This window comes from Frigoribacterium sp. VKM Ac-2836 (assembly GCF_013248995.1).
Taxonomy (GTDB): domain Bacteria; phylum Actinomycetota; class Actinomycetes; order Actinomycetales; family Microbacteriaceae; genus Frigoribacterium.
The window spans coordinates 587,331-602,171 of sequence record NZ_JABRPK010000002.1 but is presented as its reverse complement, the minus strand read 5'-3'; the positions used below and the strand labels follow the sequence as shown (position 1 = coordinate 602,171).

Annotated in this window: 12 protein-coding genes; 2 read left to right on the top strand and 10 right to left on the bottom strand. The window is 70.2% G+C overall.

All coding sequences use genetic code 11. The annotated features are described in order from the left end of the window. Positions 1 to 2 precede the first annotated feature (2 nt). Together HRF36_RS09185 and HRF36_RS09180 are read right to left on the bottom strand one after the other, a co-directional pair. Entirely contained in the window at positions 3 to 1,391 is a 1,389-nt protein-coding gene (locus HRF36_RS09185; RefSeq protein WP_254281167.1) for an extracellular solute-binding protein, read from the bottom strand. Positions 1,392 to 1,563: 172 nt separating this feature from the next. Next, a complete protein-coding gene (locus tag HRF36_RS09180) occupies positions 1,564 to 2,838 on the bottom strand; it encodes an ROK family transcriptional regulator (RefSeq protein ID WP_173209083.1) in 1,275 nt (424 codons plus the stop codon). Positions 2,839 to 2,936: 98 nt separating this feature from the next. On the opposite strand from HRF36_RS09180, the gene HRF36_RS09175 reads away from it, so the two are divergent. Next, positions 2,937 to 3,407, top strand: coding sequence for an N-acetyltransferase (locus HRF36_RS09175; RefSeq protein WP_173209081.1), 471 nt, complete (start codon positions 2,937 to 2,939; stop codon positions 3,405 to 3,407). A 25-nt stretch (positions 3,408 to 3,432) separates the two neighbouring features. Further along, complete coding sequence (locus HRF36_RS09170; protein WP_371740096.1) at positions 3,433 to 3,801, top strand: MGMT family protein; 369 nt, start codon at positions 3,433 to 3,435, stop codon at positions 3,799 to 3,801. 6 nt (positions 3,802 to 3,807) lie between these two features. Here HRF36_RS09170 and HRF36_RS09165 read toward each other — a convergent pair whose 3' ends face one another. The 8 genes from HRF36_RS09165 to sucC form a co-directional block, all read right to left on the bottom strand. Further along, positions 3,808 to 4,596 carry a GNAT family N-acetyltransferase gene (locus HRF36_RS09165; RefSeq protein WP_173209079.1) on the bottom strand — a complete coding sequence of 263 codons (789 nt, stop codon included), beginning with the start codon at positions 4,594 to 4,596 and terminating at the stop codon, positions 3,808 to 3,810. 13 nt (positions 4,597 to 4,609) lie between these two features. Beyond that, on the bottom strand, positions 4,610 to 6,535 hold the full coding sequence (locus HRF36_RS09160; protein WP_173209077.1) for an ABC transporter ATP-binding protein: 1,926 nt from the start codon (positions 6,533 to 6,535) through the stop codon (positions 4,610 to 4,612). Next, a complete protein-coding gene (locus HRF36_RS09155) occupies positions 6,532 to 8,367 on the bottom strand; it encodes an ABC transporter ATP-binding protein (protein ID WP_173209075.1) in 1,836 nt (611 codons plus the stop codon). The genes HRF36_RS09160 and HRF36_RS09155 overlap by 4 nt, the downstream gene beginning before the upstream one ends. Before the next feature lie 389 nt (positions 8,368 to 8,756). After that, positions 8,757 to 10,421 carry a bifunctional phosphoribosylaminoimidazolecarboxamide formyltransferase/IMP cyclohydrolase gene (gene purH, locus HRF36_RS09150; RefSeq protein WP_173209073.1) on the bottom strand — a complete coding sequence of 555 codons (1,665 nt, stop codon included), beginning with the start codon at positions 10,419 to 10,421 and terminating at the stop codon, positions 8,757 to 8,759. Continuing rightward, positions 10,418 to 11,011 carry a phosphoribosylglycinamide formyltransferase gene (gene purN, locus HRF36_RS09145; protein WP_173209071.1) on the bottom strand — a complete coding sequence of 198 codons (594 nt, stop codon included), beginning with the start codon at positions 11,009 to 11,011 and terminating at the stop codon, positions 10,418 to 10,420. The genes purH and purN overlap by 4 nt, the downstream gene beginning before the upstream one ends. 61 nt (positions 11,012 to 11,072) lie before the next feature. After that, the gene (locus HRF36_RS09140) at positions 11,073 to 12,596 is read right to left on the bottom strand and encodes a DUF6350 family protein (RefSeq protein WP_217271100.1); all 1,524 of its coding nucleotides are present in this window, start codon (positions 12,594 to 12,596) and stop codon (positions 11,073 to 11,075) included. Positions 12,597 to 12,764: 168 nt separating this feature from the next. Then, positions 12,765 to 13,652, bottom strand: a complete 888-nt coding sequence (sucD, locus tag HRF36_RS09135) for a succinate--CoA ligase subunit alpha (RefSeq protein WP_043594275.1) — start codon at positions 13,650 to 13,652, stop codon at positions 12,765 to 12,767. 15 nt (positions 13,653 to 13,667) lie between these two features. Then, positions 13,668 to 14,831 carry an ADP-forming succinate--CoA ligase subunit beta gene (gene sucC, locus HRF36_RS09130; protein WP_173209069.1) on the bottom strand — a complete coding sequence of 388 codons (1,164 nt, stop codon included), beginning with the start codon at positions 14,829 to 14,831 and terminating at the stop codon, positions 13,668 to 13,670. Positions 14,832 to 14,841 lie beyond the last annotated feature (10 nt).

Genomic DNA, 14,841 nt, shown 5'->3' with positions numbered 1-14,841 from the left:
GGCTAGTCCTTCGCCTTCTGCGTCTGGTCCTCGCCGACGATCCCGACCAGCTGGTCGTCGAACGCGGCCGCCGCCTCCTCGGGCGTCTGCTGGCCGGTCATGACGGCCTCCATCGCGACGGTGATCTCGTTCGAGATGCGGCTGTAGTCGGTGGTCGCCGGACGGAAGTGCGTCACCGGCACGATCGACGAGAAGAACTCGAAGGTCGGGTTGCTGCCGACGTACTCGGGGTCTTCGGCGACGTCGCTGCGCACCGCGATCTGGCTGGCGGCGATGTCGTAGCTCTGCGAGCCGTCCTTGTCGAGGGCGTCGGCGATGAACTCGAACGCCTTGTCGGGGTTCTTCGTCTTCGAGCCGACGGCCAACGTCCAGCCGCCCGACATGCTCGTCGCACCCGGCTTCGCGCCGTCCTGGGTGGGCATGGGCGCCTGGCCCATCACGTCGTTCCACTCGGGCCACGGGTTGGTGCCGGTCTCGAGCCAGGTGCCGCTCATCCACGAGCCGTCGAGGGCGATGGCGAGCTTGCCCTGCGGAAGCCACTCACCACCGACGATGGTGGCGATGTTGGTGTCCAGCGCCTCCTCGGGCTTGGGCCCGATGCCGCCCTGGTACACGTCCTGGATGAAGCCGAGCGAGTCGACGAAACCCTGCGAGTCGGTGAGCCACTTGCCGGTCTCGTCGTCGTAGAGGGTGCCGGTCGGCGTGCCGTAGAGCAGCATCTCGAAGCCCTGCATGGTCGCGCCCTCGCCCTGCGGCTTGCCCGAGTAGACATTGAGCGGGACCACGTCGGGCACCTTCGCCTTGACCGTCTCGGCGGCGTCGAGCACGTCCTGCCAGGTCGTCGGCTCCCACGGAACGGGCAGGCCCGCCTGGGCGAAGAGGTCCTTGTTGTACCAGAGGGCGCGCGTGTCGGTGCCCATCGGGATGCCGTAGGTCTTGCCGTCCTCGCCGACGCCGGCCTCTTTGGCGTTGTCGTAGAACTTGTCCCAGTCGTCCCAGGCGTCGGTGTACTCGTCGAGCGGCAGCAGGTAGCCGGCCGCCGCGTCGCTCTTCACCTTGAACGTGTCCTCGTACATCACGTCGGGTGCGGTGGCCGCCGATCGGTTCATCAGCGCCAGCTTGGTGAAGTAGTCGTCGTTCTGCGCCGCGATGGGCACGAACTCGACCTTCATGCCGGGGTTCGCCGCCTCGAAGGTCTTCGCGGTCTCTTTCATGTGGGCGTCCATCTGGGTGAACGTGCCGAACTTCTGGTAGGCGACCTTGATCGTGTCGGAGTCGCCGCTGCCGGCGCCCCCCGAGCATCCCGAGGCCAGCAGGGCCGTGGCGACCGCCGCGGCGGCGACGGCCAGTGCGCGCTTGCGCCCCCGGGCCGAGGTGAACGTGCGTGACATGGTGCTCCTTTGCTCCATCCGCGACGACGCCGAGCTGCTCTGCCCGACCGCGATGCGATTACTACATCGTATGGAGTAACTCGTGTCAAGATCCTCGCGGGCAACGGTCCGGTAACGGCCCGACGACCGGGAGGCGCGGGTCGGGAACCGCAGGAGGCGCGGGTCGGCTGCGTCAGGCCCGGATCAGCAGGGCGGACGGTCGCGGCGAGAACGTCTGGTCGAGCACCAGGCAGGCCGCCCCCACGGCCGCCACGTCGACGCCGATCGACGACTCGACGAGCCGGATCGAGTGCTTCGGGATCAACGCAGGGTCCTCGCGGAGCGCGGTCGGCAGCACCGCGAGGACGTGCCGTGACAACGGCGCCCAGAACGGCCCGCCGAAGACGACCTCGTCGAGGTCGAGCAGGTTGACGATCGTCACGAGGGCACGGGCCAGGTGTCGCCCGGCTCCGTGCAGCACCCGCAACGCCCCGGCGTCGGCGGCGTCGGCCTTTCCGACCAGGGCGGCGAACGCCTCGTCGATGCGACGCATGTCGACGTCGTCCCCGCTGCGCGCCGACTCGACGAGCGCGTCGTGCGACACGTCTCCCTCGACCAGCACACCCGCGGCGACGGCCTCTCGCACGAGGGCGTGCGGTGTGATCAGCTCGCCCACGCAGCCGATCCGGCCGCAGGTACAACGGTGGCCGTGGTCGTCCACCATCACGTGCCCCGAATCCCCCGCGTTCGCGCTGGCCCCGCGCAGCACGTCACCGCCGAGCACGAGACCGGTGCCGTACCCGGTGCCGTAGTAGACGAAGGCGAAGTCGCTGCGCTCCCCCGCGCCTCCGTCGCTCAGCCAGAGCTCGGCTACCGCGCAGGCCGTGACGTCCTTCTCGAGCAGGACCGGCAGGCCGGTGGCCTCGCTGAGCGCCCGGCGCAGCGGCACGTGCCGCCAGAGCGGCATCATCGGCGGGTCGAGCACGAGGCCGGGCTCGATGTCGACCGGTCCCGGTGAGGCGATGCCCACCCCGAGCAACAGGTCGCGGTCGACACCGCTCGCGACGACCAAGCCGTCGATGGCCCGGGCCATCAGCGCCACCACCTCGTCGGGTTCGACGGCCGACGGGGTCAGCTCGCGAGCGTGCGCCACCACGGTGCCGACGAGGTCGAGCAGCACGAAGGTCAACACGGCGGGGTCGACGTGCACGCCGATCGCGAAGCGCCCCCGGGACTCGAGCTGCAGCATGGTGCGGGGCTTGCCGGGGCCGCTGATGACGGTGCCGCTCTCACGGATCAGGCCCGCCTCGATCAATCGACGCGAGACGTTCGTCACGGCCTGGGGGCTGAGTCCGGTGCGCCCGGCGATCTCGGTCCGGCTGAGCCCCGCGCTCTCTCGACGGATCGCGTCGAGGACGACCGATCGGTTGTAGCCGCCGATCGCCGGCAGGTTCGTCCCGCGGTTCATTCTCGTCATCATCCACGACGTCGGGGGCATCGCGCGCACGTCGTGCCGTCATCCGCCCGACGGTGGTGCCCGTCGGGAGGCGCCGTTACCCTGAAGCCATGTCTGGTCTGCGCCTCGAAGAACTGTCCGCCGCCACCGTCGTCGCGGCCAACAACCTCACGCTCAAACCGGGGCAAGAACAGTTCGTCGCGCCCGTCTCGCACTCGATCGCCGAGGCCTACGTCAACCCGACGACCGCCTGGCCCCGGGTCGTCGTCGACGACGACGACACGGTCGTCGGCTTCATCATGGGCAACTTCGACGCCGAAGCCGACGACGAAGCTCTGCGCAGCGGCATCTGGCGCATCAACGTCGAGGCCGACGCCCAGGGCCGGGGCATCGGGCGGTTCGCCGTGCACGCCCTCGCCGACGAGGCCCGCAGCCGCGGCTTCGACCGCGTCACCGTCATCTACGAGCCCGGCGACGACGGGCCAGAAGAGTTCTTCCGCCACATCGGCTTCGAGGTCATCTCCGAGACGCCCTACGGCGAACACGTCGCGGGGCTGACGCTGGCGTCGTCGCAGGCCTGAGCCGGCACGGCGTGAGCCCGACGACGTGACCCCGGACGAGCCCATCCCCTGCAACGAGTCCGGCCACGCAGTCGCACCCGGACCCGGGCCCCACCCCGACGACTTCGCCTCGCAGGTCATCGCCGTGGTCGAGTCGATCCCGCCGGGCCACGTGATGACCTACGGCTCGGTCGCGGCAGCCCTGGGCTCCCGGGCCTCACGAGGCGTCGGCCAGGTGATGGCGTACGCGGGGGCCGACCTGCCCTGGTGGCGGGTGATCCGCGCGTCGGGCCATGCCCCGCGCGATCACGAGCAGCGCGCCCTCGAGAGGTACCGCGTCGAGGGTACGCCACTGTTGTGGAGCCGGGCGGGCACCTTCCGCGTCGATCTCGAGCGCGCCTCCTACCGTCCCTGACAGACCTCAGCGAGTCCAGTCGTACGGGGTCGTCGTCGACACCGCGACCAGGCCCGACCGTTCGAGGATCGGACGCGAGTCCTCGGTCGAGTCGCTGTGCACGAGGGTCTTGCCCTGCGCCAGAGCCGAGCGAGCCCGCACGGCGGTGAGCGCACGGTAGATGCCGCGGTGACGATGGGCCTCGAGGGTGGCACCACCCCAGATGCCGACGAAGTCCGTGCCGGGGACGGGTTCGAGTCGGCCGCCGCTGACCATCCGGCCGTCGACCTCGGCGACCCAGAGCTCCATGCCGTCGCCGCGACCGAGTCGCGAGAGCAACGCGTCGGCCATCCGCGCGTCGACCGCTTCGCCGAACGCCTCGTTGACCATCGCGCTCATCGCCCGCACGTCCGCCTCGGTGGTGACCCGACGGACCGTCACCCCTTCGGGCACTTCGCCGAGGCCGGCGAGCGCCGTGAGCGGCCCGATCATGATCGACTCGGGCTCGCCGGGTGCGAAGCCCGAGTCCACGAGCGCATCGTGCAAGCCCGGCGCCTCGTCGTGACCACGGCTCTTCCACTCGACACGCGTGATCTCGCCGTCGGCCCGGAACTGGGCGACGGCGTCCGCCACGAGCTCGCGCACGGCCTCGGCATCCGCCCCGCCGAGGTCGCGGTAGGTGACGAACCCGCGGCCTCCGGCGAAGGTGACGAGTCGGAGCGGACCCAGCCGGGTGACGGCGACGGCGCTCGGCGTCTCGGCGTCGGTGCGGAGTTGCTCGTCGTAGGCCTGCAGGTAGTTCGTCGCGTCGGTCATCGGTGACTGGTTCTCACACGAGCGAATCGCGCCAGGCCGCGTGCAGCTGGGCGAAACGGCCCGTGCCCGCGATCAGGTCGTCCGGGGTGCCGTCCTCGACGATTTTGCCGTGCTCCATGACGAGCACCCGGTCGGCGATCGCGACCGTCGACAACCGGTGGGCGATGATGACGGCCGTACGGTCGGCGAGCAGGGTCTGCAGAGCCTCTTGCACCATGCGCTCGGACGGGATGTCGAGGGACGCCGTCGCCTCGTCGAGGATCAGCACGCTCGGGTTCGCGATGAACGCCCGAGCGAACGAGAGCAACTGACGTTGCCCGGCCGACACCCGGCCACCGCGCTTGTTCACGTCGGTGTCGTACCCGTCCGGCAGCGCTTCGATGAACTCGTGCGCGCCGACGGCCTTCGCCGCCCGCACGATCTCGTCACGCGTCGCGTCGGGCTTGCCCAGCGAGATGTTGTCTGCCACCGATCCCGAGAAGAGGTAGGCCTCTTGCGTGACCATGACGATCGCGCGGCGCAGGTCTTTCGGGTGCAGGTCACGCAGGTCGACGCCGTCGAGCGTCACCGCACCGCGCGTCGGGTCGTAGAAACGCGAGATGAGCTTGGCCAGCGTCGACTTGCCCGCTCCGGTCGAGCCGACGAGGGCGATGGTCTGCCCTGCCGGCACGTGCAGGTCGAACCCGGGCAGCACGACCGTGTCGGCGTTGTAGGCGAACTCGACGTCGTCGAAGTGCACCTGGCCCTTGGCGTCCCACAGGTCGACCGGACGTGTCGGGTCGGGCACGCTCGGCTGCTCCTCGAGCACGCCCGAGATCTTCTCGAGCGCGGCCGACGCCGACTGGTAACCGTTGTAGAACATGGCCATCTCTTCGGCGGGGTCGAAGAACCGTTTCGCGTACAGCGCCACCGCGAGCAGGGCGCCGATCTCGAGCGAGCCGTCGATCACCCGGAAGCCGCCGAAGAGCACGACCGCCGCCAGGGTGGCGTTGCCGATCAGTACCAGGCCCGGGTCGAAGGTGCCGAAGAGGGTGAACACCTTCGAGTTGGCCTGGCGGTAGTCCTCGACGTGTCCGGCGTACTCCTTCTCGTTGCGAGCCTCTTTGCGGAACGCCTGCACCGCGCGCATGCCCGTCATCGTCTCGACGAAGTGCACGATGACGCGGGCGCTCGTGACGCGTGTGGCCCGGAACAGCTTCTGCGAGCGCACCTGGAACCACCGCGTCAACGCCACGAGCGGCACGAGCGCGACGGCGAGCACGAGCCCGCTCTGCGGGTCGAGTGCGACCAGGGCGACCGCGGTGAAGACCATGTAGAGCAGGCCCGAGACGAGCTGGTTGATGCCGGAGTCCAGCAGCTCTCGGATGGAGTCCAGGTCGCTCGTCTGGCGCGAGATGATGCGGCCCGACGTGTACGTCTCGTGGAACTCGAGACTGAGGCGTTGCGTGTGGAGGAACAACCGTTTGCGCAGGTCGAACAGGATCGCCTGGCTGATGCGCGCCGACAGCACCGTGTACTGGGCCATCAACACCGCGCCGATGACGCCGGTGACCAGGTAGGCGACCACGACGAGGATCGCCGGCGCCCAGTCCTGGTCGTCCATCAGCGCCGGCAGGGCGGTGTCGATGCCGATCGCGATCAGGGCGGGCCCCGCGACCTGCGAGGCCGTGCTGATCACGACGACGACGCCCATCAGCGCGAGACGCCAGCGAAGCGGGTGCACGAGCGAGCCGAGGAGGCGCAGCGAACGACGGCGCAGCCTCTTGCTCTCGTCCTTGGTGAAGTTCTCGCGCTCTTCGCCGCGGACGCCCTGCGTCGTCGAGCCCTGCTCGGCGCGCTTCTCGGCGGGTGTGCGGCCGTCGAGCGCCTCGCGCTCGACGGGGCCGTCGGCGGCTGCCGGACGGTCGGGACGGTCGTCCTCGAGTGTCGTGTCGGTCATGCGAGCACCTCCTCTCGGCTGGTGGTGGAGTCGTCGTCGAGCGACGAGATGACGTAGCGGTAGTGCTGGTTGCTCGCGATGAGGTCGGAGTGACGGCCCACCGCGGTGACCGTGCCGTTCTCGAGCAGGGCGACCCGGTCGGCCAGGGTGACCGTCGACGGTCGATGGGCGACGATCAGGGACGTCGTCGATGCGAGGACGCGTCTCAGGCCGGCCTCGACACGTGCTTCGGTGTCGACGTCGAGGGCCGACAGCGGGTCGTCGAGGACCAGCACGGCCGGACGAGCCGCGATGGCCCGCGCCAGCGCGAGGCGTTGACGTTGACCGCCGGACAGGCTGAGACCTTCTTCGCCCACCCGGGTGTCGACGCCCTCGGGCAACCTCTCGACGAAGTCTGCCTGGGCGATCTCGAGCGCCTCGCGCATGACCCGGTCGGCCTCGTCGGGGTCTTCCGCGAGGTCGGGCCGCCCCAGCAGCACGTTGTCACGCACGGACGCGCTGAACAGCGTCGCGTCCTCGAACGCCATGCCGATGTGACGGCGGAGTTCTTCGCGGCTGAGGTCTCTCACGTCGACACCGTCGATCAGCACCTGCCCGCCCGTGACGTCGTAGAGCCGCGACACGAGTGACAAGAGCGTGGTCTTGCCCGACCCGGTGAGACCGACGAGCGCCATCGTCTCGCCCGGCTCGACGACCAGGTCGACCCCGTTGACGAGATCGGAGAACTGGGCCGGTGAGTCCTGGTAGCGGAAGTGGGTGTTCTTGAACTCGAGGCGTCCGTGGGGTTCGGCGATCGTCGACGGGCTCTCGGGGTCGGTGACCGTGTTCTCGCTGTCCATCACCTCGAAGTACCGGTCGACGGCCGTGCGGGTGTCGAAGGTCATCGAGAGCAGGAACCCGATCGACTCGACCGGCCAGCGCAGCACCGTCGCCGTGGCGAAGAAGGCGAAGAGCTGCCCCACGGTCAACTGGCCGTCGGCGGCGAGCCAGACGCCGCCGAGCAGACAGAGCGCGAAGGCCACGTCGGGAACGAGCAGCAGCCAGAGCCACAGTTTCGAGATGGCCTTGGCCTTCTCGATCTCGGTGCCGCGCAGGTCTTCGGCCTGCTTCGCGAACTCCCGCAGCGAGTGCTTGCCGCGACCGAAGGCCTTGAGCACCCGGATTCCGTGGACGCTCTCTTCCACGCTGGTCGCCAGGTCACCGACCTGGTCCTGGGACCGACGGGCGACGACCGAGTACCGCTTCTCGAACGCGAAGCTGACGAAGAACACGGGCAGCGACGCGACGAGGAAGACGAGACCGAGGACCCAGCTGTACGAGAACAGCACGACGAAGCCGACGACGATGGTGAGCACGTTGACCACGAGCAGCACGACGCCGAACGCGAGCCAGCGACGGATGAGGCTGAGGTCGCTGACCGATCGGCTCAACAGTTGACCGCTCTGCCACCGGTCGTGGAACGCCACCGGCAGGTCTTGCAGCTTGGCGTACAGGGCGTTGCGCATGGTCGCCTCGACGTGGGTGCTCGGCGTGAGCACGAGTCGGCGGCGAGCACCGATCATGATCGCCTCGGCCACGCCGAGGCCGAGCACGACGGCGAAGGCGGGCCACACCTGCGATCGATCACCGCTCGACAGCGGTCCGTCGACGAGCAGTTGCAGGACGAGGGGGATCAGCAGGGCGACGACGGCGGCGAGCAGGGCCGCGACCATGCCGAGCACGATGCGGGGCAGGGCCGGCTTGACGTAGGGGTACAGCCGGGCGAGCGACTGCACCGTGGAGGGGCGCTTGCCGGCGTCGGGCGGACGGGCGGACGAGGACTTCTGAGACATGGGTGATCCAAGTGTCGTGATCTGGCACAGGCGAGAGCGCTGGACGCTGACCCGTTGTGGAGAGAGGTGGTGCCGCGAGCGTCCGGGGAGGACGCGCGGTCGCGCCCGGGAGGTCGCCGGGCAGGGGTGGCGGGGTGGTGCTGGCGGGCGGCAGGCCGTCTCGTCTAGCCGAGCGGCGCCGGGCTCGGGTACGCCGAGGAGGCGCGACCCACGCGGACACCGTCGGTGGCCGTACCCACCGTGGTCAGTGTCGTCGTCGTCATCATGTCCTCCTGAGTGTCGTCGTCCGTCCGTGCGGTCGTGACCGACCGGCTGTGAGCAGCCTTACAGGATATGTGTGCGGTCGACTCCGCCGCAAGACTGAATCGTTCGGAATCGTGGACGGCGTCCTAGTGGAAGAAGTGGCGCTCGCCCGTGAAGTACATCGTCACGCCGGCGGCCTTCGCCGCGGCCACGACCTCGTCGTCACGGATCGACCCTCCGGGTTGCACCACCGCGGCCACCCCGGCGTCGAGCAGCACCTGCAGCCCGTCGGCGAACGGGAAGAACGCGTCCGAGGCCGCCACCGACCCGGTGGCCCGGGCGCCGGCGCGGTCGACGGCGAGGTGGCAGGAGTCGACCCGGTTGACCTGGCCCATGCCCACGCCGACGGACGCCCCACCCGAGGCGAGCAGGATCGCGTTCGACTTGACGGCGCGTGAGGCCTTCCAGGCGAACTCGAGGTCGGCGCGCGTCGCGGCGTCGGCCTCGTCGCCGGCGACGAGCGTCCAGCCGTCGGACGCGAAACCGTCGAACCGGTCGGCGTCCTGGACGAGCAGGCCACCCGAGATCTGCTTGATCTCGCGGGCCTCGCGGGCGAAGCCGGCCGGCAAGGTGAGCAGGCGGATGTTCTTCTTCGCGCTGAGGATCTCGACGGCCTCGGGATCGAACGCCGGAGCGATGACGACCTCGGTGAAGATGTCCGCGACGGTCTCGGCCATGGCCCGGGTCACGGGGCGGTTGGCCGCGATGACGCCGCCGAACGCCGAGACGGGGTCGCAGGCGTGTGCCCGCTGGTGCGCGTCGGCGATGGCGTCGACGGCGTCGACCGAGGCGACGGCGATGCCGCAGGGGTTCGCGTGCTTGATGATCGCGACGGCGGGCTCGTCGAAGTCGAAGGCGGCGCGCAGGGCCGCGTCGGCGTCGACGTAGTTGTTGTACGACATCTCTTTGCCGTGCAGTTGCGTCGCCTGGGCGATGCCGTGCCCGTCGGGCGTGGCGTAGATCGCGGCGGCCTGGTGGGCGTTCTCGCCGTAGCGGAGGGTGTGCTGCAACTCGGCCGAGAGGGTGACCTCGGGGTCGAAGCCGGCCCGCGCCTCCTGCTGGTCGGCGACGGACGAGGAGGCGCTGGTCGCCGAGGCGGACGCGTCGGCCTCGGCCCGCACACCCACGTGTGCGGCGAAGTACGCCGCGACTGCCGTGTCGTACGCGGCCGTGTGGGCGAAGGCCTCCCCCGCGAGACGCTGCCGTTGGGCCAGGGTCGTGCCGCCGAGCGTGAGCGCCTTGACGACCTGCGGATAGTTGGACGGCGAGACCACGATCGCGACGTTGGCGTGGTTCTTGGCGGCGGCCCGCACCATCGCGGGGCCCCCGATGTCGACGTTCTCGACGACGGTGGGAACGTCGGCACCCGACGCCACGGTCTCGACGAACGGGTACAGGTTGACGACGACGAGCTCGAACGCGGCGATGTCGAGTTCGGCCAGCTGCGCCTCGTGCGACTCGAGACGCAGGTCCGCGAGGATGCCGGCGTGCACCGCGGGGTGCAACGTCTTGACCCGGCCGTCGAGCGACTCGGGGAACCCGGTGACGCTGCTGACCTCGGTGACGGCGTGCCCGGCGTCGCGGATGGTCCGGGCGGTCGAGCCGGTCGACACGATCTCGACCCCGGAGGCCGACAGGGCGCCTGCCAGGTCGAGCAGGCCCGTCTTGTCGCTGACGCTGATCAGGGCCCGACGCACGGGCACGGCGTCACGGTCGCGGTAGAGGCTGGGATCGATGGCGTGGCCGCTCATGCGGTGGGCTCCTGTTCGAGAGAGATCGTTCCGTTGGCGATGTCGAGCACGGTCTGCACGAGCAGTTCGCGTTCGACGACCTTGATGCGGTCGTGCAGCGACGACTCGTCGTCGCCGGGAAGCACGGGGATGCGACGCTGTGCGAGGACGGGGCCGCTGTCGACCCCCTCGTCGACGACGATCACGCTGGCGCCGGTCTGCTGGACCCCGGCCGCGAGCGCGTCCCGGACGCCGTGAGCCCCGGGGAACTCGGGCAGGTAGGCGGGATGCGTGTTGATCAGGTTCGGGGCGAGGGCCTCGACGACACGCGGCGGCACGAGCCGCATGAAACCACTGAGCACGACGAGGTCGGGCTGCCACTGAGCGATCTGGGCCAGCAGCTCGTCGCCCCAGGCGGCACGGTCGGCGAAGTTCGAGAACGACACCGAGAAGCTCGGCACCCCGAAGTGCTCGGCGTGCTCGAAGCCGTCGGCCTCACGGTCGGCGCCGACGGCGACCACTCGAGCGGGGTACTCGGCGTCGCTCGCGGCCTCGAGCAGCGCCCGCAGGTTCGAGCCGCCACCGGAGATGAGCACCACGAGCTTCAGCACCCGGCAAGCCTAGCGGGCCGGTCGCCCGCCCCGCGGGGCAGGTGGTCCGCCCGGGACGGCCTCAGCGCGTGATGCCCTCGATGCGCTCGGTGTCGTCGCCGTCGGGTCGCGGGGCGGAGGGCGGCGCCGTCGCGGACTCGCGCGCCGGGGACGTCGCGAGCTCGTCGGCCCCTCGGAGGCCGTCGCCCCGGTCGGTCCCCTCGGCACGTCCGGCCTTCCAGGCTTTCCAGGCCCTGCTGGGTCTTCCGGCCGTGTCGGCCTTCTCGGTCTTCTCGGTCTTCTCGGTCTTTGGGGTCTTCTCGGTGACGCGATCGTCCTGCCGGTCGGTACCGAGCCCGCCCGAGGAGGTCTCGGCCCGGTCGCCTGCGAACCTCGGAGGCGTCACGACCATGGCCAGGACTCCGGCGACGGCGAACTCGAGCGCCGCGAAGCCGCCGACCAGCAGCGGGTCGGGGCCGACCTCGGTCAGTCGCCCGGGCCCGGCCGAACCCGAGGCGGCCCAGGCGAGCAGGCCCAGCAGCACTCCCCCGACGAGACCTCCGACGACCGCGACGACGATGCGGCGGACCAGGTCGTCGACACCGTGCCCGGCGAGCATGCGCTGCAGTCGGGGCCTCAGCAGTGTCGCGCAGACGTAGGCGGCGACGATCGGCACCAGCAGACCGACGAAGCCGAACGACAGGTCGGCGGTCGGCAGGGCGCCCAAGAACGGGATCGCGGGCATCGGGCCGACCGCGGTGCCCAGCGGCGAGATGGACGACCCGGTGCCGATGGCGAAGCCGGGTCCGACGAGCCATGACGCCGCCCAGACGACGACGTCGGGGAGGAGCGCGAGTTGGGCGAGCGTCAGCGCGAGCCCGCCCAGGAACCCACCGTGCGCGCCTTCGTACAGGGTGATGATCTCGGCGTAGTTCGTCACGATCAGCACCGAGACGATCAGGGCCGACACGGCGATCACGGTGGACGCTGCCACGGCGCCGAGGCGCAGCCCGGCGGAGGCGATGCCGGTCACCTGACCGGGCAGTCGCGTCAGCAGCCCGATCACCATGCCGGTCACCGGGTCGGGCGCCTCGCCTCGACGACGGCGGGTGATCTCGGCCATGGCCACGACGGGTACGGCGTAGACGAGCGCGGGCAGCAGCGTGCCCTGCCACAACGACGGGCGCGCGAGTTCGTGCTGTGCCGAGGCCGCGAGGGCGAGGGACAGCAGCGCGAAGGTGCCGATGGTCACGAGCACACCGGTCACCCGGTGGGCGGTCTCGGCCGCCGCCCGGCCGGCGCGGACTCCCATCGAGACCGTGAGCAGGGCGAATCCGAGCGCGGCCAGCGAGACGACGACGGGGGCGTCGGCTCCGGCGATGCCGGTCGCCGCAGCCGCGTCGGAGCTGAGTTGCAGGGTGAGGTCGGCCCCGTGACCGACGAGCCAGGAGTCGACGGCCGCACGCCAGAACACGATCCAGTCGATCTGCAGGCCGTACTGGAACGCCCAGAGCGACGTCAGCACGACGAGGGGGATGCCGACGCCGATGCCCACGACGAGCAGGGCTTCGAGCGCGGCGAAGAGGGCGGTGACTGGGCGGTTCATCGCGAGCGACTGTACCGGTGCCGGGCGGGCCGGGGCTGCTGCCCCGCCGCCCGCGACGACGACGCCGTGCGTCCGGGTCGGACGACGACGGGCGTGTCCGTCGTGGCCGGGCGTCCGAGGACGACCGGCCGTGACGAACACGCCCGTCGAGGAGGCGCGGGTCGGCCCCTAGAGGGAGGCGTAGACCTCGCGCAGCAGGGCAGCGGTCTCGCTCGGCGTCTTGCCGACCTTGACGCCGGCCGCCTCGAGTGCCTCTTTCTTGGCCTGTGCGGTACCGGCCGAGCCGGACACGATCGCGCCGGCGTGGCCCATCGTCTTGCCCTCGGGGGCGGTGAAGCCCGCGACGTAGCCGACGACGGGCTTGGTGACGTGCGCCTTGATGTAGTCGGCGGCACGCTCTTCGGCGTCGCCACCGATCTCGCCGATCATGACGATCGCCTTGGTGTCGGGGTCGGCTTCGAACGCTTCGAGCGCGTCGATGTGCGTCGTGCCGATGACGGGGTCGCCACCGATGCCGATGGCGGTCGAGAAGCCGAGGTCGCGCAGTTCGAACATCATCTGGTACGTCAGGGTGCCCGACTTCGAGACCAGGCCGATGGGGCCGGAGCCCGAGATCGAGGCGGGCGTGATGCCGACCAGCGACTCGCCGGGCGTGATGATGCCGGGGCAGTTCGGGCCGATGATGCGCGTCGTGCCGCCCTTGGCCTTGGCAAGGGCCCAGAACTCGGCACTGTCTTGCACGGGGATGCCCTCGGTGATGACGACGACGAGCGGCACCTCGGCCTCGATGGCCTCGACGACGGCGTCCTTGGCGAACGCCGGCGGCACGAAGACGATCGAGACGTCGGCGCCGGTCTCGGCGACGGCCTCGGTCACGGTGCCGAAGACGGGCAGCTCGACGTCACCGTGGGTGACGGTCGTACCGGCCTTGCGGGCGTTGACGCCGCCCACGACCTGCGTGCCGGCCTTGAGCATGAGGGCGGTGTGCTTGGTGCCCTCGCCGCCGGTGATGCCCTGGACGATGACTTTGCTGTCCTTGTTGAGGAAGATCGACATTGTTCTGTGCAGTCCTTACTTCGAAGCCAGCTCGGCGGCCTTGTCGGCAGCCTCGTCCATGGTCGCGACGACGGTGACCAGCGGGTGCGCCGCCTCCGCCAGGATGCGCCGACCCTCGTCGACGTTGTTGCCGTCGAGCCGCACGACGAGCGGCTTGGTGGCCGCGTCGCCGAGGATGCCGAGGGCGGCGACGATGCCGTTGGCGACCGCATCGCACGCGGTGATGCCGCCGAAGACGTTGACGAACACGCTCTTGACCTGGGCGTCGCCCAGGATCACGTCGAGCCCGGCCGCCATGACCTCGGCGCTCGCTCCGCCGCCGATGTCGAGGAAGTTGGCGGGCTTGACGCCGCCGTGGGCCTCACCGGCGTAGGCGACGACGTCGAGCGTCGACATGACGAGCCCGGCGCCGTTGCCGATGATGCCGACCTCGCCGTCGAGCTTCACGTAGTTGAGGCCGGCCGCCTTGGCCTTCGCCTCGAGCGGGTCGGCTGCGTCGGCGTCCTCCAGTTCGGCATGGCCCGGGTGACGGAACTCGGCGTTCTCGTCGATCGAGACCTTGCCGTCGAGGGCGACGATGTCGCCCTGTTCGGTCAGCACGAGCGGGTTGACCTCGACGAGCGTCGCGTCCTCGCCCTCGTAGACGGCGTAGAGCTTCACCAGGACGGGCGCGACCTTCTCGATGAGCTCGTCGGGGAATCCGCCGGCTCGCGCGATCTCGGTTGCCTTCGCCAGGTCGATGCCGGCGCGGGGGTCGACCTCGATGCGGGCCAGGGCGTCGGGCTTCTCGACGGCGAGCTGCTCGATCTCCATGCCGCCCTCGACGCTGCAGAGCGAGAGGTACGAGCGGTTGGCGCGGTCGAGCAGCACCGAGAAGTAGAACTCCTGGGCGATCTGGGCGCCGCCGGCGATCATGACGCGCTTGACGACGTGACCCTTGATGTCGAGCCCGAGGATGTCCTTCGCCGCGGCCTCGGCGTCGTCCGGGGTCTTCGCGACCTTGACGCCGCCGGCCTTGCCGCGACCGCCGACCTTGACCTGGGCCTTGACGACGGTGACGCCACCCAGTTTCTCGGACGCCGCTCGCGCCTCCTCGGGGGTGTCGGCCACGATGCCCGGCAGCACGGGCACGCCGTACTGCTCGAACAGGTCTCTGGCCTGGTATTCGAAAAGATCCACGCTGTTCTTC

Excerpts from the sequence above, each read along its gene's own strand:
- HRF36_RS09185 (WP_254281167.1), bottom strand. The coding sequence starts at position 1,391 with ATGTCACGCACGTTCACCTCGGCCCGGGGGCGCAAGCGCGCACTGGCC.
- HRF36_RS09180 (WP_173209083.1), bottom strand. The coding sequence starts at position 2,838 with ATGAACCGCGGGACGAACCTGCCGGCGATCGGCGGCTACAACCGATCG.
- HRF36_RS09175 (WP_173209081.1), top strand. The coding sequence starts at position 2,937 with ATGTCTGGTCTGCGCCTCGAAGAACTGTCCGCCGCCACCGTCGTCGCG.
- HRF36_RS09165 (WP_173209079.1), bottom strand. The coding sequence starts at position 4,596 with ATGACCGACGCGACGAACTACCTGCAGGCCTACGACGAGCAACTCCGC.
- HRF36_RS09160 (WP_173209077.1), bottom strand. The coding sequence starts at position 6,535 with ATGACCGACACGACACTCGAGGACGACCGTCCCGACCGTCCGGCAGCC.
- HRF36_RS09155 (WP_173209075.1), bottom strand. The coding sequence starts at position 8,367 with ATGTCTCAGAAGTCCTCGTCCGCCCGTCCGCCCGACGCCGGCAAGCGC.
- purH (WP_173209073.1), bottom strand. The coding sequence starts at position 10,421 with ATGAGCGGCCACGCCATCGATCCCAGCCTCTACCGCGACCGTGACGCC.
- HRF36_RS09140 (WP_217271100.1), bottom strand. The coding sequence starts at position 12,596 with ATGAACCGCCCAGTCACCGCCCTCTTCGCCGCGCTCGAAGCCCTGCTC.
- sucD (WP_043594275.1), bottom strand. The coding sequence starts at position 13,652 with ATGTCGATCTTCCTCAACAAGGACAGCAAAGTCATCGTCCAGGGCATC.